The following is a 19,807-nucleotide window of genomic DNA, read 5'->3' as shown; positions in this document are numbered from 1 at the left end:
ACATCAAGGACCCCTCCCAGAACATCACCTGGACCACCCCCCAGGGCGGCGACGGGCCAAATTACCCGAATATGTGATGAGATCGCCGGGCACCGGCGTTGCCCCGTGTCCGGTGTCGCGCTAGGGTCGGCGCAACGATTTTGTGATCTCCGGGATAGAACCCTTGACCCTGACCCGTCCGAATCTGCCCCTGATCGCCGCGCTTCTGGTGTCGCTGTCGCTGCCTGCCAGCGCCCAGGACCGGCCCGAGCCGCGCCCCGAGGGTGATGCGCCCGCCGCGGCACCCGCGGCTACCGCGCCTGCGCCCGCCGCGCCCAAGGCCGATCCGGCGCCGCTGACCTTCGGCCTTGCAGGGCCGTTCCTGGCCGCGCGCATGGCGACGGTCGAGAACGACTTCCAGGCCGCAGCGCGCTTTTTCGTCCAGGCCGTCGCCCATGATCCCGGCGACCGTTTCCTGCAGGACAGCGCCCTGGTCGCCCTGATTTCCGCCGGGGAGATCGACCGTGCCGTCCAGCTTGCCAACCGCATCGGCGGCGACGGAGAGCCGACCGAGCTGTCGCGCCTGATCCACCGCGCCGATCTGGTCCATGCGGGCAATTGGGACGGATTGCTGGCCGATGTGGGAACGCCCACCGACGTGGAATCCGAATCCGACCTGCTGGCCGGCATGCTGCGGGGCTGGGGCCTGCTGGGTGCGGGCAAGGCCTCGGAGGCCCTGGCTGAATTCGAGCGCCTGTCCCGGCTGGAAGGCGTGGGGCCGATGGTGAACTATCACCTGGCCATGGCGCGCGCCCTGGTCGGCGATTACGAGGGGGCAGAGGCGCTGCTGGCCGACGAGGCGACCGGCGCCCATATCCTGGGATTTGCCGCCCGCGGCCAGATCCTCGCCCAACTGGAACGCCGCGACGAGGCCGTGGCCATGATCGAGGCGCTTCCCGGCGTCGAGGCCGAGCCGCAGCTTCTGGCGCTTCGCGACAAGCTGAAGTCCGGCCAGCCGGTGGCCTTCGACGTGGTCCGGACGCCCGCCGACGGCATCGCGCAGGTCTTCCTGACCTTTGCCTCGGCCCTGGCGTCCAGCGCGGATCCCGAGCCCTTGTCGCTGATCCATGCCCGGCTGGCGGCCTGGCTGTCGCCCGACACCGCCGAGGCGCGGCTGATGGTCGCCCAGATCCTGCAGGAACGCCAGCAGTTCGACCTGGCGGAACCCGAATTCGACGCCCTGCGCCGGATGGGACAGATGCGCCCCGTTGCCGAACTGGCGCGCATCGACAGCCTGTCGAGCGCCGACCGGACCGACGAGGCGGAAAAGGCTGCCCTGTCGCTGACCGCCGCCTATCCCGATCTGCCGCAGGCCTGGATCGCGCTTGGCGACCTGCTGCGCCAACAGGAAAAATTCGCCCAGGCCGTGCCCGCCTATGACAAGGCCCTGGCGCTGCTGGAGGACGCGCCCGCCGATGCGCGCTGGTTCCCGCTTTACGCCCGCGGCATCGCCCTGGAACGGTCCAGGCAGTTCGACAGGGCCGAGGCCGATTTCCTGGCCGCCATCGAAATCCGCCCGGACCAGGCCAGCCTGCTGAACTATCTGGGCTATAGCTGGATCGACCGGAACGAGAACCTGGACCGCGCCCTGGAACTGATCCAGAAGGCGGTCGAGCTGTCGCCCGATGATGGCTATATCCTCGATTCGCTGGCTTGGGCCTATTACCGGCTCGGCCGTTATCAGGAAGCGGTTGCGCCCATGGAGGCCGCCATCCTGACCATGTCTCAGGACCCGCTGGTCAACGATCATCTGGGCGACATCTACTGGAAGGTCGGCCGCTTCCGCGAGGCCGAGATCCAGTGGCAGCGCGCCCTGTCGCTTGACCCGACCGAGACCGACGATGTCGATCCCGACCGGATCCGCGCCAAGCTGGATCGTGGCCTGGACGCCGTCCTGGCCGAGGAAGCGGCGGCGGGCCAGCCCGAAACCCCCGTGCCCACGCCGCAGGCCGCCGCGAACTAGGCGATGCCCGCTGTCATCGAAGCCGCGCCAGCCAAGCTGAACCTTGCGCTGCACGTCACCGGACGCCGCGCCGACGGCTATCACCTGCTGGACTCGCTGGTGGGTTTTGCGGGCGCAGGGGATGTGGTGACGCTAAAGCCCGGCCCCCTGTCCTTGCGGATCGAGGGACCGTTCGCACCGGGCCTGTCGGCGGAAGACGACAACCTGTGCCTGCGCGCGGCGCGGCTGGCCGGAGGACGGGCCGCGATCACGCTGACCAAGAACCTGCCGGTTGCCTCCGGCATCGGCGGCGGTTCGGCCGATGCGGCGGCGGTGCTGCGGGGGCTGGCCCGCATGGGTCACGCGCTGCCTGGAAACCCGGAACTGCTGGGCGCTGATGTGCCGGTCTGCCTTTCCTCAGGCCCCGCCCGGATGCAGGGGGTGGGAGAGGTCGTCACCCCGCTGCCGCCGCTGCCCGCCATCCCGCTGGTGCTGGTCAATCCGGGCGTCGCGGTCTCGACCCCCCGGGTCTTCGCCGCGATGGAGCGGCGGGACAATCCGGGCCTGCCCCCCATCCCGCGCTTTGACGGTCTTGCCGATCTGGCGAACTGGCTTGGCCAGACGCGCAACGATCTGGAACCCGCGGCCCTGTCCATCGCCCCGGTGATCGGGCAGGTGCTGGAGGCCTTGCGGGCCAATGGCGCCGCCTTCGCGCGCATGTCCGGGTCGGGGGCGACCTGCTTCGGGCTTTTCGACAGGGCCGACCACGCCCGCATTGCCGCCAATGTGTTGAAACAGCATGGCTGGTGGTCGGTCGCGACGGAACTGGCACCCATGCCCGCGCCTCGCTAGAGTGCCGCGAAACTGTTTCGGGGGAACCATGCTGCGTCTTGGCGTCAACATCGATCACGTCGCAACCATCCGCAACGCGCGCGGCACGCCCTGGCCCGATCCCCTGCGCGCCGCCCGCATCGCGGAAGGTGCGGGCGCCGACGGCATCACCGCCCATCTGCGCGAAGATCGCCGCCATATCAGCGATGCCGACATCGATGCGCTGATGGCAAACCTGACGCTGCCCCTGAACCTGGAAATGGCCGCCACAGCGGAAATGCAGGCCATCGCCCTGCGCCACCGTCCCCATGCGGTCTGCCTTGTCCCCGAGAAACGGGAGGAGCGCACCACCGAGGGCGGCCTGGACGTGGCGGGAAATCAGGCGATGCTGGCCGACTACATCGCCCCCCTGCGCGAGGCGGGCTGCCGCGTGTCCCTGTTCATCGGCCATGCCCCCGCCCAGATCGAGGCCGCGGCCCGCATCGGCGCGGCAGTGGTGGAACTGCACACCGGCGCCTATTGCGACCTGGATACCGAAGGCCGTCACACCGAACGCGACGCCGAACTGGCCGGGCTGGTCGAGGGCTCCCGCCTGGCCGACAGCCTGGGGCTGGAGGTCCATGCGGGCCACGGGCTGACCTTCGACACCGTCGGCCCGATCGCCGCCATCCCGCAGGTCAAGGAACTGAACATCGGCCATTTCCTGATCGCCGAATCGGTCTTTACCGGCTTGGGCGAGGCGATCCGGGAAATGCGCCGCAGGATGGACGAGGCCCGGGCATGATCCGCCACGCCCTTGTCCTGTCGGTGCTGGCAGCCCCTGCCGCAGCCCAGCAGGTGCTGCCCTGCGACAACGCGCCCGCCGAAAGCATTGCCGAGCCGTGGGAGGCGAATACCGCCTCCTATGCCGAAGGGCAGGTGCGCATTGCCGTGCTGGACATGGTCGAGCCGGCGGGTGGTGCCTTGAAGCTGCTGGTGATCAGCCCGCCGCGGGACGAGGTCGGCTATCGCCAGTGCCGCGTGATCCAGTCGGACCGGGGGATCGGCTTCTACGACCTCGACTTCGCGAAACGACGGGCCAGCTATGATCCGCAAAAAGGCCTGACGCTGACGATGCCCGCGCAGCATTACCTGCCCGGAAATCCCGAAGCCGGGTGGTTCCAGTTGTCCCTGTCCATAAACCAGCAGACGGGCGACATCACCGTGCAGGACCAGCCATGATCCTGGGCGTCGGCACCGACCTTGCCAATATCGACCGCATCGCGGGCACCCTGGACCGCTTTGGCGACCGCTTCCGTCATCGCGTCTTCACGCCCACCGAGCTTGCCAAGGCCGCCCGCCGCAAGGATGAGGCGGGAACGCTGGCCAAGCGATGGGCCGCGAAGGAGGCCTGTTCCAAGGCGCTTGGCACCGGGCTTGCCATGGGCATCAGCTGGCGCGACATGGCGGTCAGCAACCTGCCTTCGGGCCAGCCGGCGATGCATCTGACCGGATGGGCCGCCGACCGGCTGGCGGCGATGACGCCCGCCGGCCACCACGCTGTCGTTCACGTCACCTTGACCGACGATCACCCCTGGGCGCAGGCTTTCGTGGTGATCGAGGCCCGGCCAAACGCGCCCCAACCTTGACTTTGCCGCCCGCCGGTGGCCTAGAACGCGGCAATGCGGCGCTGCGCCCGCGCTTGACGAAGGACGACACCATGGCCGACAGCACGGCGGGCAAGAAGAAGGAAGGCATCTGGGAGACGGTGAAGACCATCTTCTGGGCGCTGGTCATCGCGGGCATCTTCCGCACGCTGTTCTTCCAGCCCTTCTGGATCCCCTCGGGATCGATGAAGGACACGCTGCTGATCGGCGACTTCCTGTTCGTCAACAAGATGGCCTATGGCTATTCGCAGTATTCCTGCCCCTTCGCCCTGTGCCCGATCTCGGGCCGGATCCTTGCGTCCGAACCCGAGCGCGGGGACGTGGTCGTATTCCGCCACCCCACGCGCGGCGTCGATTTCATCAAGCGGCTGATCGGCCTGCCCGGCGACACCATCCAGATGCGCGGCGGCCGGCTGTGGATCAACGGCCAGGAAGTGCCGATCACCCCCGCGGGCGAGTTCGTCGAAGTCAAGGAACAGCAGGGCCCGCAAGGCCTGATCCCGCGCTGCGTGAACGACCCGATCCCGGAGGGCGCCGAATGCGTCAGCGAGCGCTTCACCGAAACGCTTCCCAATGGCCGCAGCCACGACATCCTGAACATCCAGGATGGCTCCTTCGCCGATGACACGCCGACCTTCACCGTGCCCGAGGGCCAGTATTTCTTCATGGGCGACAACCGCGACAATTCCGAGGATTCGCGCTTCCCGCAGGAAATCGGCGGGCTGGGCTTCGTGCCGGCCGAATACCTGATCGGCCGCGCGGACCGGATCATGTTCTCCTCGGCCGGGCGCTCGCTTCTCTATTTCTGGACCTGGCGGGCCGACCGTTTCTTCAAGGCGGTGGAGTGAAGCCGGGCGCCGACATCCGCGCCTTCATGGCCCGCCTGGGACACGACTTCGCGCGCCCCGAGCTTCTGGTGCGCGCGCTGACGCATGGCTCGATCGCGACCGCCACGCGGCCCGACAACCAGCGGCTGGAGTTCCTGGGCGACCGCGTCCTCGGCCTGGTCATGGCCGAGGCGCTGTTCGACGCCGACAAGTCCGCCAGCGAGGGCCAGCTTGCGCCGCGCTACAACGCGCTGGTCCGGGGCGAGACCTGCGCCGCCATCGCCCGCGACATCGGCCTGGGCGAGGTGCTGAAGCTCGGCCGGTCCGAGATGATGTCGGGCGGCCGGCGCAAGGATGCCCTGCTGGCCGACGCGATGGAGGCGGTGCTGGCCGCCGTCTATCTGGACGCCGGCTTCGACGCCGCGCGCCGGATCGTGCTGCAGTTGTGGGCCGGGCGGCTGGCGACGCTGGACGACGATCCCCGCGACGCCAAGACCGCGCTGCAGGAATGGGCCCAGGCCAACGGCATGCCGCCCCCCCTTTATGAACAGACCGAACGCAGCGGACCCGACCATGCGCCGGTCTTCCTGATCACCGCGCGGCTGGCCGACGGGCGCGAAGCCCAGGCCAGGGGCGCGGGTACCAAACGCAGCATCGAACAGGCCGCCGCGCAGGCGCTGCTGGACCGGCTGGAGGGCCGCGCATGAACGACAATACCCCGACCCGCGCCGGTTTCGTCGCCCTGATCGGCGAACCCAATGCCGGAAAATCGACGCTGCTGAACCAGATGGTCGGCGCCAAGGTCAGCATCGTCACCCACAAGGTGCAAACGACACGCGCGCGCATCCGGGGCATCGCCATGCATGAAGCGGCCCAGATCGTCTTCGTGGACACCCCCGGCATCTTCCGCCCGCGCCGCCGGCTGGACCGGTCCATGGTCGCGGCCGCCTGGGGCGGGGCCTCGGACGCCGACATCATCCTGCTGCTGGTCGAGGCGCATCGCGGCATGACCGACGGCGTGGTGGCGATCATCGATTCGCTGAAGGGCCTGGACGGCAAGACGCCGGTGGCGCTGGTCATCAACAAGATCGACCGGGTGAAGGCCGAAACCCTGCTGGCCTTGTCCGCCGAACTGAACGCGGCCCATCCCTTCGTCAACACCTTCATGATCTCGGCCGAGAAGGGCTATGGCTGCGACGACCTGCGCGCCTGGCTGGCGGAGACGCTTCCCGAAAGCCCCTGGCTTTACCCGGAAGACCAGATCGCCGATCTGCCGATGCGCATGATCGCCGCCGAGATCACCCGCGAAAAGCTGACCCTGCGCCTGCACGAGGAAATTCCCTATCAGCTGACGGTCGAAACCGAGGCTTGGGAGGAAAAGAAGGACGGGTCCGCCCGCGTGGACCAGATCGTCTATGTCGCGCGTCCCGGCCACAAGGGCATCGTGCTGGGCAAGGGCGGCGAGACGATCAAGGCGGTGGGCCAGGCAGCCCGCGCCGAGCTTGAGGAATTCATGGGCCGCCGCGTCCACTTGTTCCTGCAGGTGAAGGTCCGCGAGAACTGGCTGGACGAGGCCGAGCGCTATAACGAGATGGGCCTCGACTTCCGCGACGGCGATGCCTGAGCCGAGGCTCGCGACCGGCATCTGGGTTTCGGCCTATCTTGCGCGTCTGGGGCTGGCGAACATCCCCGCCTATGTGACCGCGAAAGGCGACGACACGGCGGGCACGGTGCTGGTGAAATGCGCGATGCTGGACGGCACCGCCGCGCTTTACGGACGGGAATGGGATTTCGATACCGACAGCCGCCCCTGGCACGAAATGGTGCAGGGCGACGAACGCCAGATCGACCAGGCCATCGCCCGGCAGCGCGGCTTCGACCCCGACCTGTGGGTGATCGAGATCGAGAGCCGCGACGGCCGCACGCTGCTGGACGAGCCGGGGCTGGCGTGATGCCATCTGGCGCGTGTCCGGTTTGCAGATTATGCACATGGCATGAGCAACCCGCCCCTTTCCGGTGATTCCCCGCGCGGCCTGGTCCTGGCCATCGCCACCTATATCATGTGGGGCTTTCTGCCGTTGTTCATGAAGGAACTGGCCCACGTTCCCCCGACCGAGGTCATCGCGCACCGGGTGCTGTGGTCCCTGCCGATCGCGCTGGCCGTGCTGCTGTGGCAGCGCCGCTGGGCCGAAGTGGGCGCGGCCCTGCGCCAGCCGCGCCTGCTGGTCATGGCGGTGGTGACGGCGGCGCTGATCTCGCTCAACTGGATGATCTATGTCTGGGCGGTGGGCAACAACCACGCGCTTGACGCGGCGCTTGGCTATTACATCAACCCGCTGTTCAGCGTGGCCCTGGGCGCGACGCTGCTGCGCGAAAGGCTGAACCGGGCGCAACTCGCTGCCATCGCGCTGGCCGCGTTGGCGGTTGTGGTGCTGACCGTGCAACTGGGGCGCCTGCCGCTGGTCGCGATCGGGCTGACGCTGACCTGGGGCATCTATGCCTATTGCAAGAAAAGCCTGCCCCTGGGTCCGACGCAGGGCTTCACGCTGGAGGTGCTGATCCTGACGCCCTTCGCGCTGGCCTTCGTGATCTGGCTGTCCGCCACGGGCCAGTCGCATTTCGCGACCGGCAGCACTTGGGACACGATCCTGCTGATCGGCTGCGGTCCGGTGACGGCCGTGCCGCTGATCTGCTATGCCACAGCGGCCAAGCAACTGCGCCTGACCACAATCGGCATCCTGCAATACATCGCGCCGACGATGATCTTCCTGACCGCCGTGCTGATCTTCGGCGAGACCTTCGGCACCGCGCAGATGATCGCCTTCCCGATGATCTGGGCGGCACTTGTGATCTATACGCTGTCGATGCTGCGGGGGACTGCCGCAAGCCGCGCCGCCTCCTAGGCTTGGCAGCGCCGCAGGCCCGTGCCACTCTGGCCGCCCACCCACCCGGAGGCCCGATGTCCCTCTCCCGCCAGCGCATCACCCTTGTCACCCTTGGCGTGGCCGACATGGCGCGCGCACGGCGGTTCTATGAGGGGTGGGGCTGGGTGCCGCATGGCGGTTCGCAGCCGGGCGTGACCTTCTACCAGATGAACGGCGCGGTGCTGGCCCTGTTCGGGTTAGGGGACCTGGCGGCAGACCAGGGGCGCCCCAGCGCCGCCTTGGGAACGGGCGCGGTGGCGCTGGCGCAGAACTGCGGGGATGATGCCGAAACCGACGCCGTATTCCAGGCCGCCGTTGATGCGGGCGCTACGGCGCTGAAGCACCCCGAAAAGGTCTTCTGGGGCGGCTATTCCGGCTATTTCGCCGATCCCGACGGCCATGTCTGGGAAATCGCCACCAATCCCTTCTGGCCGCTTTCGCGCGACGGGTCGCTGACCCTGCCCCCCGCCTGAATGGAGTGGCAGGCCGAGGGCACCGTCCTTGCCCGCCGCCCGCATGGCGAGACGGCGGTGATCCTGGACGTGCTGACCGATCTGCACGGACGTCATTCCGGGCTGGTCCCGGGCGGCGCCTCGCAACGGCGCGCGGCGATGCTGCAGCCGGGCACGCGGCTGGATCTGCGCTGGCGGGCGCGGCGGGACGACCAGCTTGGCACTTTCTCGGTGGAACCCGTGCGGCTGCGGTCGGGGCTCATGGCCGACCCCCTGGCCCTGGCCGGGCTGAACGCGGTCTGTTCGCTGCTGGTCTTTGCGCTGCCCGAACGCGATCCGCACCCCCTTCTGGTCGCCGATACGGAGCGTCTTCTGGACCTGATGGAAACCGGCGCGGACTGGGGCGGCGATTACCTGAAGTGGGAAATCCGGCTTCTGGACGAGATGGGCTTCGGCCTTGACCTGTCCGCCTGCGCGGTGACCGGCGCGCGCGAGGGGCTGGCCTATGTCAGTCCGAAATCGGGCCGCGCCGTCAGCCGCGAGGGGGCGGGGGAATGGGCCGACCGCCTGCTGCCGCTGCCGGGAATCCTGGGCGGGGCGGGCGACAATCGCGGACAGGGACTGGCCGAGGGGCTGGCGATCACCGGGCATTTCCTGAACGCCCGGATCGCCGGTGAACTGGTGGGCCGCCCGGTTCCGGCCGCCCGCCAGCGTCTTGTGGACCGGCTGGCGCGGGGCCGGCCGGGGAACGGTTACTGACCCGCCCGCGCCTGATCGACGGCGGTGATCTGGGCCTGCGCCCCGGTGACGCCGCGTTCGAAGATCAGCCAGGTCTCGGGCGATTTCACCTTCAGCACGCCGCCGTAATACTCCATCTCGGTCGCCGCCTGCAGGACCGAGAAGAAGCGGTTCTCGATCGTGGTGTTCTTGCCGCAGGGAACATTGGTTTTTTGCAACGGCGACAATGCAACCAGGGGCAGTTCCGCGTTGTTCTTGGCGCCATAGCCATTGCAGGGGCCACGGCCCGACACGCTGCTTTCGGCGATGGTCATGGTCATGTTGCGCAGGGGCACGGTCGCACCGTCCATGCCCACCAAGGCATAATCGCCACCCGGAATGAAGCCGCGATCATCGGGCGACGGCGGCGGGGTCTGCTCGCAGGCGGCAAGGGCAAGGGCTGCGGCGGTCAGTGCGCCGATTGTGCCAAGTCGGGCAAGGCGGGGCATGGTGATGACTCCTTGGGGATCGTCGGATGGAATGCGGCAAAACCGCTTTGGTTGCAGCACCCTAGACGAAATCGGATCAGCCTAACAGGCGGCGGGCGATCACTTGCGCCTGAATCTCGGCCGCGCCTTCAAAAATATTCAGGATGCGTGCATCGCACAACACCCGGCTGATCTGGTATTCTAGCGCAAAGCCGTTGCCGCCGTGAATCTGCAGGGCATTGTCGGCGCTGGACCATGCCACGCGCGCGCCCAGCAGCTTGGCCATGCCCGCCTCCAGGTCGCAGCGATGGCCGTGATCCTTCTGCCAGGCGCTGAAATAGGTCAACTGCCGGGCGATCATGATCTCGACCGCCATCATCGCCAGCTTGTCCGCGACGCGTGGAAAACGGATCAGGGCCTTGCCGAACTGCTTGCGGTCCAGCGCGTATTGCAGGCCCAGCTCAAGGGCGTTCTGCGCCACGCCGATGGCGCGGGCGGCGGTCTGGATGCGGGCGGATTCAAAGGTCTGCATCAGCTGCTTGAAACCCTGCCCGGGAACGCCGCCCAGCAGGTTTTCGGCCCCGACCTCGAAGCCGTCAAAGCCAAGCTCGTATTCCTTCATGCCGCGATAGCCCAGGACCTCGATTTCCCCGCCGGTCATGCCGGGGGTGGGGAAGGGGTCCGCGTCGGTGCCCGGGGTCTTTTCCGCCAGGAACATCGACAGGCCCCGGTAATCGGTCGTGTCGGGATCGGTGCGGGCCAGCAGTGTCATCACATGGGTGCGCGCGGCATGGGTGATCCAGGTCTTGTTGCCGGTGATCTTCCAGCGATCGCCCTCCTTCACCGCCCGCGTGCGCAGGCTGCCAAGGTCGCTGCCGGTATTGGGCTCGGTGAACACCGCCGTCGGCAGGATCTCCCCCGAGGCCAGACGCGGCAGCCAATACGCCTTCTGGTCGTCAGTGCCGCCGCCCAGGATCAGTTCGGCCGCGATCTCGCTGCGCGTCCCAAGGCTGCCCACGCCGATATAGCCCCGCGACAGTTCCTCGGACACCACGACCATCGCGGCCTTGGACAGGCCCAAGCCGCCGAATTCCTCAGGGATGGTCAGGCCGAAAACGCCAAGCCCGGCCAGTTCCGCGATGATCTCCATGGGGATGAGCTCATCCTTCAGGTGCCAGCCGTGAGCTTGGGGGACCACCTTGTCATCGGCCCAGCGTCGGAACTGGTCGCGGATCATCTCAAGATCGTCGTCAAGCCCGGTCGCCCCGAAGGTCGCGCTTCCCTTGCCGTCCGCCATCAGCGCGGCGAGCCGGGCGCGGGCTTCGGCCGTGTTGCCAGCCATCAGCCTGCGGGCCGCATCAGTCGGCTGCCAGTCCATCCCCAGGTCTGACAGCCGGGCGAACTCGGTCTGGCTCATCGGGATGCCGCCGGCGATCTGGGTCAGGTATTCGCCAAAGCCGATGCGGGCGATCAGCTCCTCGATCTCTCCGCCGACACGGCCCGACCAGGCCGCAAGCTGGCGCAGCGATTCGACATAGGTCGCCAGCCAGGACAGGGCATGGACCGCGTGCTGGTGGACCTCCAGCGCCTCGGGATCGATCTTTCCGCCGGGCGAGACCATGGCGCGCAGGGATTCGGTGGCGCGAGCCTGAAGGTCGGCCAGTTCGCCCAGGACGGTGTCGAGCTGATGCGGCATGTCTTTCAAGGCCTGAACTCCTCTGCGGCATTGCGGCATGGGTAGCGTCTTCGCATACGCAGCGCAAGAATTATGCGTGAGCAGTTCTTCTGGGGAACGAAAATGTCTCTCTCGCGGATGGTCGAGCGGCATTTTCATTTCCCCCCCGGGCCGTTAGCGTGCGGCCATGTTTGGACTGGATCCCTGGCAATTCTGGACGATCTTCGCCGTCACCGCCTTTGCAGGCTTTGTGAAGGGCGCGATCGGCTTCGCCATGCCGCTGATCATGGCCTCGGCCTTTGCCTCCATCCTGCCGCCGCAGGTCGCGCTGGCCGCGTTGATCCTGCCGGTGCTGACCACGAACATCCACCAGGCGTTGCGACAGGGACCGGCTGCGGCGATGCGATCGACCCATGACTTTCGATGGCATATCGCCATGGTGCTGGTCTTCCTGATGTTGTCGGCAGGCCTGGCGCGACAGATCCCGCAGGCGCTGATGTATGCGCTGCTGGGGCTGCCGATCCTGGCCTTCGCCTTGTGGCAGCTGGCGGGCAGGCCCCTGGCGCTGCCCATCCACCATCGCCGCCGGGCCGAGATCGCGACCGGCATCATCGGCGGCCTTTATGGCGGCATTTCCGGCATCTGGGGGCCGCCGCTGGTGGTGCTGCTGCTGTCGCTGGGCACGCCCAAGCAGGAACAGGCGCGCGTGCAGGGCGTCGTCTTCCTGCTGGGCGCTGCCGGGCTGACGATGGCGCATCTGATGTCCGGCATCCTGAACGCCCAGACCATCCCGCTGTCCGCCGCGCTGTGCATCCCGGCCTTTGGCGGGATGCTGGCGGGCTTTGCCTTGCAGGACCGCATGCATGTCGCGGAATTCCGCCGCTGGACGCTGATCCTGCTGGTGATCACCGGCCTGAACCTTGCCCGCCGTGCCCTTTCCCCCTGGATTTGACCCATGACCGACGCTGCCGACCTGACTGCCCGCCTGATCCGCTGCCCTTCTGTCACGCCCGAGGAAGCCGGCGCCCTGGTCCTGCTGGGCGACCTGCTGGCGGATGCCGGCTTCGAGGTCCATCGCGTGGACCGCAACGGCACGCCCAACCTGTTCGCCCGCTGGGGCGCCAGGGGCGCACGGACCTTCGGCTTCAACGGCCATACCGATGTGGTGCCCCCCGGCCCCCCGGGGTCCTGGACGCACCCGCCCTTCAGCGGCCATGTCGAGGACGGCATCATCTGGGGCAGGGGCGCGACCGACATGAAATCCGGCGTGGCGGCCTTTGTCGCCGCCGCCATCGACTTCGTGCGCGAGACGCCCCCCGACGGCGCCGTGATCCTGACCATCACCGGGGACGAGGAAGGCCCGTCCCGCGACGGAACCACCGCCATCCTGGACTGGATGGAGGCCCAAGGCGAACGGATGGATGTCTGCATCGTGGGCGAGCCCTCGAACCCCGAGGTCATGGGCGAGATGATGAAGATCGGCCGGCGCGGATCGGCGACCTTTACCGTCACCGCCAAGGGGGTGCAGGGCCACGCCGCCTATCCGCACAAGGCCAAGAACCCGCTGCACGCGCTGACAGCCTACCTGAACGACCTGATCGCCGCGCCGCTGGACGCAGGGACCGACCACTTCGACCCCACCGGCCTGCAGATCACCACCATCGACTGCGGCAATCCGGCCTCCAACGTGATCCCGGAAATGGCCCGGGCGGTGGTCAACATCCGCTTCAACGACCTCCATACCGGGGCCACCCTGGAGGCTGACCTGACTGCCCGCGCAGCCAGGATCGCGCAGGCGACGGGCGTGGCGCTGACCATCAGCGCCGATGTCTCGGGCGAGGCGTTCCTGACCCAGCCCGGCCCCTTCGTCGATCTGGTCCGCAGCGTGGTGACGCAGGAAACCAACCGCCAGCCGGTCCTGTCCACCACGGGGGGCACCTCGGACGCGCGCTTTGTCAAGAACCACTGCCCGGTGGTCGAATTCGGGCTGGTCGGCGCCTATATGCATCAGGTGGACGAACGCGTGCCCGTGGCGCAGGTCCAGCAGCTGAAAACCATCTACCAACGGATTCTGGAAAAATACTTCGAATGAAGATCGAGCAGACCACCGACCTTGCCGCCTGCCACGCCCTGCGCCGCGCCGTATTCATCGAGGAACAGGGCGTGTCCGAGTTCGAGGAGATGGACGACAAGGACAATGAAGCGATCCACCTGCTGGCCTGGCAGGACGACCGGCCGGTGGGCAGCGCGCGGATCCTGCTGCTGGGCGACACGGGAAAGATCGGCCGCGTCTGCGTGCTGGCCCCCGCGCGCGGCACGGGGCTTGGCGCGGCGCTGATCCGCGCGGCGCTTGACGTGCTGCGCGACCGGCCGGGCATCGCGCGGGCAAAGCTCAGTTCGCAGACCCACGCGCTCGGCTTCTATGAAAAGCTGGGCTTCACGGCCCATGGCCCGGTTTACGACGATGCGGGGATCCCGCATCGTGACATGACCCGCGATCTTTGAAGGATGTCCGCCATGGCCCACCTGCCCAGCAAGGAACAGATCATGGAATGGGTGGCGGACAATCCCGACGCCAATTCCAAGCGCGACATCGCCAAAGCCTTCGGCATCAAGGGGGCCGAGCGAATCGAGCTGAAGCGCCTGCTGAAGGAGCTAGAGGCCGACGGCCAGCTTGAACGCCGCCGCCGCCATTACCTGGACGCCGAACGGCTGCCCCCGGTCACGGTCCTGGAGCTGCTGCCGCCCGACGGCTCGGGCGACCTGTTCGCGCGGCCGCTGGAATGGCACGGCGAAGGCCCGATGCCGCGCATCCTTTATGCCCCGCGCGAAAGCGACCCGGCGCTTGGGCGGGGCGACCGCTTCCTGGGCCGCCTGGTCGAGGTTCATGGCGAGGATCATCAGTACCAGGCCCGCCTGATCCGCCGCATCACCGCAGCGCCCCACCGCATTACCGGCATCTTCCGCAAGGAAGCCGAGGGTGGGCGCATCGTGCCCATCGACAAGGGCCAGGACAAGGAATGGCGCGTCCGCCCGGATGCGACCCAGGACGCCCAGAATGGCGAGCTGGTGCAGGCCGAACAGATCGGGCCCAAGGGCCGCATGGGCCTGCCCATGGCGCGGATCATCGAGCGGCTGGGCGATCCTTCGGCCCCCCGCGCGGTCAGCCTGATCGCCATCCACCAGCACGGCATTCCCGACGATTTCCCCGATGCCGTGATCGAGGAAGCCGAGGGACGCAAGCCCGCCACCATGAAGGGCCGCGAGGATCTGCGCGACTTGGCCCTGGTGACGATCGACCCCTCGGACGCGCGCGACCATGACGACGCGGTCGCGGCCTTCATCGAGGAAGACGGGGGCGCGACCATCTGGGTCGCCATCGCCGATGTGGCCCATTACGTCACACCCGGCAGCGCGTTGGACCGCGAGGCCTGGCTGCGCGGCAATTCCACCTATTTCCCCGACCGGGTCGTGCCGATGCTACCCGAGGCGCTGTCGGCCGACCTGTGTTCGCTGCATGAAGGCGTGGACCGCCCGGTCATCGCGGTCCGGATGCGGCTGGACGCACAGGGCAACAAGATCAGCCACAACTTCCATCGCGGCATGATGCACAGCCGCGCCAGCCTCGCCTATGAACAGGCGCAGGCGGCGGCGGACGGGAACCCCGACGAACAGACGGCACCGCTGATGGACAGCGTGATCCGCCCGCTGTGGCACGCCTATGACCTGCTGAAACAGGCCCGCGCGCGCCGCCAGCCGCTGGATCTGGACCTGCCGGAACGCCGGATCGAGCTGACCCCGGACGGGCGCGTCAAGTCCGTGAACTTCCGCGAACGCCTCGACGCGCACCGCCTGATCGAGGAGTTCATGGTGCTGGCGAACGTCGCCGCGGCCGAGGAGCTGAGCCGCCGCCAGCGCCCGCTTCTGTTCCGCGTCCACGAGGAACCGAGCCTCGAGAAGATCGACGCCCTGCGCGAGGTCGCCCAGGCTTCGGGCTTCACGCTGGCCAAGGGGCAGGTGCTTCAGACCAGCCACCTGAACCGGCTGCTGGCCCAGTCCCAAGGCACCGATTTCGACGAGCTGATCAACATCAGCACGCTGCGGTCGATGACGCAGGCCTATTACCACCCGGAAAACTTCGGCCATTTCGGGTTGGCGCTGAAATCCTATGCGCATTTCACCTCGCCCATCCGCCGTTATTCGGACCTGATCGTGCACCGCGCGCTGATCTCGGGCCATGGCTGGGGCAAGGACGGCCTCAGCCCGCAGGACATGGAGCGGCTGTCCGAAACGGCGACCCATATCAGCGAAACCGAACGCCGCAGCATGGCCGCGGAGCGCGACACGACCGACCGGTACCTGGCGGCCTTCCTGTCCGAACGCGTGGGCACCGAGATGACCGGACGGATCAGCGGCGTCCAGAAGTTCGGCGCCTTCGTCAAGCTGGATGAAACGGGCGCCGACGGGCTGCTGCCGATCCGCGCCATCGGGCAGGAATACTTCCACTTCGACGCGGGCGCGCAACTGCTGGTCGGCAGCGACACGGGGCTGGAGATCGGCCTGGGACAACGCGTCACCGTGCGGCTGGCCGAGGCGGTCCCGATGACCGGCGGTCTGACGCTGGACCTGCTGGAACTGGACGGCCAGGCCCTGCCGCGCGGTCCGCAAAAGGGCAAGCGCGGGAGGGCGCCGCGTCGCATGTCTACCAAGTCGCGGCTGGCCGAGGTCAAGCGCGCGACCAAGCGCCGGCGCAAGACCTAGCCTTGCGGCTTTTCGTCCCGGCCAGGGCCTCTCGCCGGCGGTAAGGCGCGCCGGAAAGGGGCGGATCAGAGAAATGACCCTGGGCGTTGTCCCGCCGGATCGTCCGGCGGGCCGTTTTTTTCGTGCCCCGCCTGCCGCGCTGCGTCGGACGGGGCGCCGAGGCTTCTCAGCTTTCCCGGAAGGCCCGGTTGAAGTAGTCCGCCAAGGGCTTCAGCAGATAGGCCATCGGGCTGCGTTCGCCGGTCTGGATATAGATCTCGACCGGCATGCCGGGGATCAGGGCCAGGTCGCCCAGCTTGTCCAGCTGATCGGCCGGGATGGTCACCTCGGCCCGGTAATAGGGCGTCTGCGTCGCCTCGTCGATCATCGCATCGGCCGAAACGCGGCCTACCACCCCGTCGATTTCCGGCGTCGTGCGCGAGGAAAAGGCCGAAAAGCGCAGCACCACCGGCTGGCCGACCTGGACCTCGTCCACGTTGATCGTGGCCAGGCGCGCACCAATCAGCAAGGGGCGGTCCTGGGGGATCACGTACAGCACCGGATCGGCGGGCCGGACCACCGAGCGGGGCGTCGTGACCTGCATGTTGTAGATGACGCCAGCCGCGGGGGCCCGGATGTCCAGGCGGTTGATCTGCTCGGTCAGGCTGCGGCGGCGTTCGGCCAGTTCCAGTTCCCGATAGCCCAGGTCGCGCAACTCGGTCTCGGCCTCCTCGCGGCGCTCGGCGCCAAGGCGCAGGCGCTGGATGTCAAGCTCGATCTGGCGCGTCTCGGCGGCCGCGCGGCTGGCCTTCAGCTCGCCCAGCCGGCCGTCCAGGCTCGCCGCCTCGCGCTCCAGCGCCAGCACGCGCGAGGCCTGCGCCAGCCCGCGCTCAAGCAGCGATTGCTGGTCTTCCAGTTCCTCTCCGATCAGCTGCCGCTGGCGGTCGAGCGCCACGATCTGCGCGTCGATGCCCTCGACCTGCTGGCGGACCTGCTCGGACTGCTTTTCCAGCTGCTCGATCGACTGGCGCAGCGTGTCGCGCCGGGTCTCGAACAGGCTGCGCTGGCCGTCGATCAGGTCCCGAAGCTCCGCGTTCCCCTCGGCGGTCTTCAGCAGTTCGGGGGGGAACTGTATCTCGCCGGCGTCGGCACGCTCGGCCTCGAGCCTGCCGCGGCGGGCGAGGATCTCGAAATACTGGCCTTCGACGATGGCATGTTCGGTGCGCAACAGGGTGCCGTCCAGCCGGATCAGGGGCTGGCCCGCCTCGACCGTCTGGCCGTCCTTGACCAGGATCTCCTCGACCACGCCGCCATCCGGATGCTGGACGATCTGGCGCTGCTGCTCGACTTCGACCTGGCCTTGGGCCACCACCGCACCCGCAATCCGGCTTTGCATCGCCCAGAGCGCGAATCCCCCCAGCAGCACGGCGATGGCGATCAGCCCCGCCGCCAGGGTGCCGCGCACCGACCAGCGGCCCGGATCGGGCGGCGCCACCGGCGAGGGTGGCGCGGGAGGCTGGACCGGAGGCGCCGGCTGGGCGGGCGTGGCCGAACGCGGCGCGGGGCCGGGGATCGGTCCCTCGACCGGGGCGCCGATGCGGCTGGACAGGATCCCGGTCCTGATGCCGGGCGAGGGCTGCGTGGCGGGTTCCTGGCTGTCCGCGGGCCTTTTTGTCCCGTCGCTCATGATACGCCTCCCGTGCGGCCGGCTTCCTGCGATTTCAGGATCTGCTGCGAGTTCTGCACCATCTCCTGCAGCACCTTGTCGCGCGGCCCGAAGGCGCGGCGCATGCCCTGTTCCATGACCAGCAGCAGTTCGCATTCGTTGATCGCCGCCGGCCGGTGCGCCATGATGATCACGCAGCCGTTCTGCGCCTTGACCCGCCGGATCGCCGCGTTCAGCGCCTGCGAGCCCTCGTTGTCGAGGTTCGAGTTCGGCTCGTCCAGGACCAGCAGAACCGGATCGGGATACAGCGCGCGGGCCAGCCCGACGCGCTGGATCTGGCCGCCCGACAGGCGTCCGCTGGCCTGGCTGAGGCGGGTGTCATAGCCCTGAGGCAGATCCAGGATCATCTGATGCGCCGCCGCCGCCTGCGCCGCGCGCACCACGCGGGCCGGGTCGGGGTCGGGCGACAGCCGGGCGATGTTCTCGGCAATGGTGCCGTCGAACAGCGTCACCTGCTGGGGAAGATAGCCGATCAGGTTGCCCAGCACATCCGGGTCATACTGGTCCAGCGTCGCGCCCCCCAGGCGGATCGAGCCCGCGCCGACCGGCCAGGCGCCGATCAGCGCCCGGGCCAGCGTGGACTTGCCCGCCCCCGAAGGCCCGATCACCCCAAGCGCCTGGCCCGGCCCCACCCCGAACGAGACGCCGCGCACGCTTGCCACGCTCTGGCCCGGAGGGGCGACGGAAAGCTGGCGCACCTCGACCGTCGCCTCGGGGCGGGGCAGGGGGGTTTGGGTGGGCCGCGCGGGCTGGCGAGAGAGCAACCGGGCCAGCCGGTCCCAGGCATCCTGCGCGGCCTGCACCGCGGGCCAGCCGCCGACCAGTTGTTCGACCGGCGCCAGGGCGCGGCCCATCATGATGGAACTCGCGATCATCGCGCCGGGCGTCACCGCCTGCCGCAGCACCAGCCAGGCGCCGGCGGCCAGCATGGCGCTTTGCAGGAACAGCCGGAAGCTTTTGGAAAAGACGGTGAAGCCCGAAGACAGGTCGGCGCCCTTCACCGCTTGCTCCTGCGCCTCGGCGCGGGCCTTGCGCCAGCGGGCATAGGTCGCGCCGCGCATCCCCAGGGCGCCGATCACCTCGCCCTCGTCGCGATACAGGTCCGCCATGCGCTGCGCCTGCGCCGAAGCCGCGTTCGCCTGTTGCAGCGGCGTCCGGGTCAGCGACCGGTTGGCCATCGTTGTGAAAACAAGGATCGCGCCGCCCACGGTCGCCACGACGCCCAGCAGCGGGTGGAAGATATAGACGGCCGCCAGGAAGAGCGGCGCCCAGGGCAGATCGAACACCGCCAGCAGCACGGGCGAGGCGATCAGGCGCTGGATCGAGTCCAGATCCCGCATCCCGCTGGCCGCCGCGGCCGATTCATCGCCCGAGATCGCCCCCTCGCGCAGCGCGGCGGTGAAGACCCGCCCTTCCATCTGGTCCTGGAAACGGGCGGCAATACGGCCCATCACCCGGCTGCGGATGAAGTCGATGAAGCCCATCAGCAGGAACAGGAACACCACCAGCACGAACAGCGCCGTCAGCGTCTCGACCGAGCGCGAGGCCAGCACCCGGTCATAAACCTGCAGCATGAACAGCGGTCCGGTCAGCATCAGCAGGTTCACGACCGCGGAAAACAGCGCCACCGCGCCGAACAGCGGCAGCCCCGCGGTGCGTGCCTGACGCAGTTCCCGTGCCCCATCATGAAATGCGGGCGGTTTGCTCATCCATCCATCCTTCGCCTGCGGACCCCAGCCTTGCCGCAGGGCCAATGCCCCAGTATGCGGGTCCGGCACGTCACGGTCCGAAACTACACCA

The 19,807-nt window shown here is 68.3% G+C and carries 21 protein-coding genes; 17 read left to right on the top strand and 4 right to left on the bottom strand.

What is annotated here, in order from left to right; translation table 11 throughout:
- The 13 genes from OU682_RS24250 to recO form a co-directional block, all read left to right on the top strand.
- A partial coding sequence (locus tag OU682_RS24250; RefSeq protein ID WP_218629015.1) for a 4Fe-4S dicluster domain-containing protein occupies positions 1-77 on the top strand: 77 nt, incomplete at its 5' end.
- 86 nt (positions 78-163) lie between these two features.
- The gene (locus tag OU682_RS14345) at positions 164-2,002 is read left to right on the top strand and encodes a tetratricopeptide repeat protein (RefSeq protein ID WP_268942840.1); all 1,839 of its coding nucleotides are present in this window, start codon (positions 164-166) and stop codon (positions 2,000-2,002) included.
- A 3-nt stretch (positions 2,003-2,005) separates the two neighbouring features.
- Complete coding sequence (locus OU682_RS14340; protein ID WP_268942839.1) at positions 2,006-2,833, top strand: 4-(cytidine 5'-diphospho)-2-C-methyl-D-erythritol kinase; 828 nt, start codon at positions 2,006-2,008, stop codon at positions 2,831-2,833.
- Between the two features lie 28 nt (positions 2,834-2,861).
- The gene (locus OU682_RS14335; protein WP_268942838.1) at positions 2,862-3,596 is read left to right on the top strand and encodes a pyridoxine 5'-phosphate synthase; all 735 of its coding nucleotides are present in this window, start codon (positions 2,862-2,864) and stop codon (positions 3,594-3,596) included.
- A complete protein-coding gene (locus OU682_RS14330; protein ID WP_268942837.1) occupies positions 3,593-4,033 on the top strand; it encodes a hypothetical protein in 441 nt (146 codons plus the stop codon). Before OU682_RS14335 ends, OU682_RS14330 begins: the two co-directional genes overlap by 4 nt.
- Entirely contained in the window at positions 4,030-4,440 is a 411-nt protein-coding gene (gene acpS, locus OU682_RS14325) for a holo-ACP synthase (RefSeq protein ID WP_268942835.1), read from the top strand. The genes OU682_RS14330 and acpS overlap by 4 nt, the downstream gene beginning before the upstream one ends.
- A 71-nt stretch (positions 4,441-4,511) precedes the next feature.
- Positions 4,512-5,306 carry a signal peptidase I gene (gene lepB, locus OU682_RS14320; RefSeq protein ID WP_268942834.1) on the top strand — a complete coding sequence of 265 codons (795 nt, stop codon included), beginning with the start codon at positions 4,512-4,514 and terminating at the stop codon, positions 5,304-5,306.
- The gene (gene rnc / locus OU682_RS14315) at positions 5,303-5,992 is read left to right on the top strand and encodes a ribonuclease III (RefSeq protein WP_268942833.1); all 690 of its coding nucleotides are present in this window, start codon (positions 5,303-5,305) and stop codon (positions 5,990-5,992) included. Before lepB ends, rnc begins: the two co-directional genes overlap by 4 nt.
- Entirely contained in the window at positions 5,989-6,909 is a 921-nt protein-coding gene (gene era, locus OU682_RS14310) for a GTPase Era (RefSeq protein WP_268942832.1), read from the top strand. The genes rnc and era overlap by 4 nt, the downstream gene beginning before the upstream one ends.
- Complete coding sequence (locus tag OU682_RS14305; RefSeq protein WP_268942831.1) at positions 6,902-7,237, top strand: DUF1491 family protein; 336 nt, start codon at positions 6,902-6,904, stop codon at positions 7,235-7,237. Before era ends, OU682_RS14305 begins: the two co-directional genes overlap by 8 nt.
- 42 nt (positions 7,238-7,279) lie before the next feature.
- Positions 7,280-8,188: an EamA family transporter RarD gene (rarD, locus tag OU682_RS14300; RefSeq protein ID WP_268942830.1), complete on the top strand. Its 909-nt coding sequence runs from the start codon at positions 7,280-7,282 to the stop codon at positions 8,186-8,188.
- A gap of 56 nt (positions 8,189-8,244) precedes the next feature.
- Complete coding sequence (locus OU682_RS14295; protein WP_268942829.1) at positions 8,245-8,682, top strand: VOC family protein; 438 nt, start codon at positions 8,245-8,247, stop codon at positions 8,680-8,682.
- Positions 8,683-9,420, top strand: a complete 738-nt coding sequence (gene recO / locus OU682_RS14290; RefSeq protein WP_268942828.1) for a DNA repair protein RecO — start codon at positions 8,683-8,685, stop codon at positions 9,418-9,420. It abuts the gene before it with no gap.
- Here the strand turns inward: recO and OU682_RS14285 are convergent.
- Positions 9,414-9,887: an META domain-containing protein gene (locus OU682_RS14285; RefSeq protein ID WP_268942827.1), complete on the bottom strand. Its 474-nt coding sequence runs from the start codon at positions 9,885-9,887 to the stop codon at positions 9,414-9,416. The genes recO and OU682_RS14285 overlap by 7 nt on opposite strands.
- 76 nt (positions 9,888-9,963) lie before the next feature.
- A complete protein-coding gene (locus tag OU682_RS14280; RefSeq protein WP_268942846.1) occupies positions 9,964-11,562 on the bottom strand; it encodes an acyl-CoA dehydrogenase family protein in 1,599 nt (532 codons plus the stop codon).
- A gap of 166 nt (positions 11,563-11,728) precedes the next feature.
- Between OU682_RS14280 and OU682_RS14275 the strand changes: the two genes are divergently transcribed.
- From OU682_RS14275 to rnr, 4 genes are read left to right on the top strand one after another with little or no spacing between them, the layout of a single operon-like run.
- Entirely contained in the window at positions 11,729-12,493 is a 765-nt protein-coding gene (locus tag OU682_RS14275) for a sulfite exporter TauE/SafE family protein (RefSeq protein WP_268942826.1), read from the top strand.
- A gap of 3 nt (positions 12,494-12,496) precedes the next feature.
- A complete protein-coding gene (gene dapE, locus OU682_RS14270) occupies positions 12,497-13,633 on the top strand; it encodes a succinyl-diaminopimelate desuccinylase (RefSeq protein ID WP_268942825.1) in 1,137 nt (378 codons plus the stop codon).
- Positions 13,630-14,046: a GNAT family N-acetyltransferase gene (locus tag OU682_RS14265; protein ID WP_268942824.1), complete on the top strand. Its 417-nt coding sequence runs from the start codon at positions 13,630-13,632 to the stop codon at positions 14,044-14,046. The genes dapE and OU682_RS14265 overlap by 4 nt, the downstream gene beginning before the upstream one ends.
- 12 nt (positions 14,047-14,058) lie before the next feature.
- On the top strand, positions 14,059-16,302 hold the full coding sequence (gene rnr / locus OU682_RS14260; protein ID WP_268942823.1) for a ribonuclease R: 2,244 nt from the start codon (positions 14,059-14,061) through the stop codon (positions 16,300-16,302).
- 166 nt (positions 16,303-16,468) lie between these two features.
- On the opposite strand, the gene OU682_RS14255 is transcribed toward rnr, so the two are convergent.
- Together OU682_RS14255 and OU682_RS14250 are read right to left on the bottom strand one after the other, a co-directional pair.
- Positions 16,469-17,968, bottom strand: a complete 1,500-nt coding sequence (locus OU682_RS14255; protein WP_268942822.1) for an HlyD family type I secretion periplasmic adaptor subunit — start codon at positions 17,966-17,968, stop codon at positions 16,469-16,471.
- Entirely contained in the window at positions 17,965-19,716 is a 1,752-nt protein-coding gene (locus OU682_RS14250) for a type I secretion system permease/ATPase (RefSeq protein ID WP_268942821.1), read from the bottom strand. The genes OU682_RS14255 and OU682_RS14250 overlap by 4 nt, the downstream gene beginning before the upstream one ends.
- Positions 19,717-19,807 lie beyond the last annotated feature (91 nt).

Source organism: Paracoccus benzoatiresistens, from assembly GCF_026913015.1.
Classification (GTDB): domain Bacteria; phylum Pseudomonadota; class Alphaproteobacteria; order Rhodobacterales; family Rhodobacteraceae; genus Paracoccus; species Paracoccus benzoatiresistens.
This window is presented reverse-complemented; position numbering and strand designations above follow the sequence as displayed.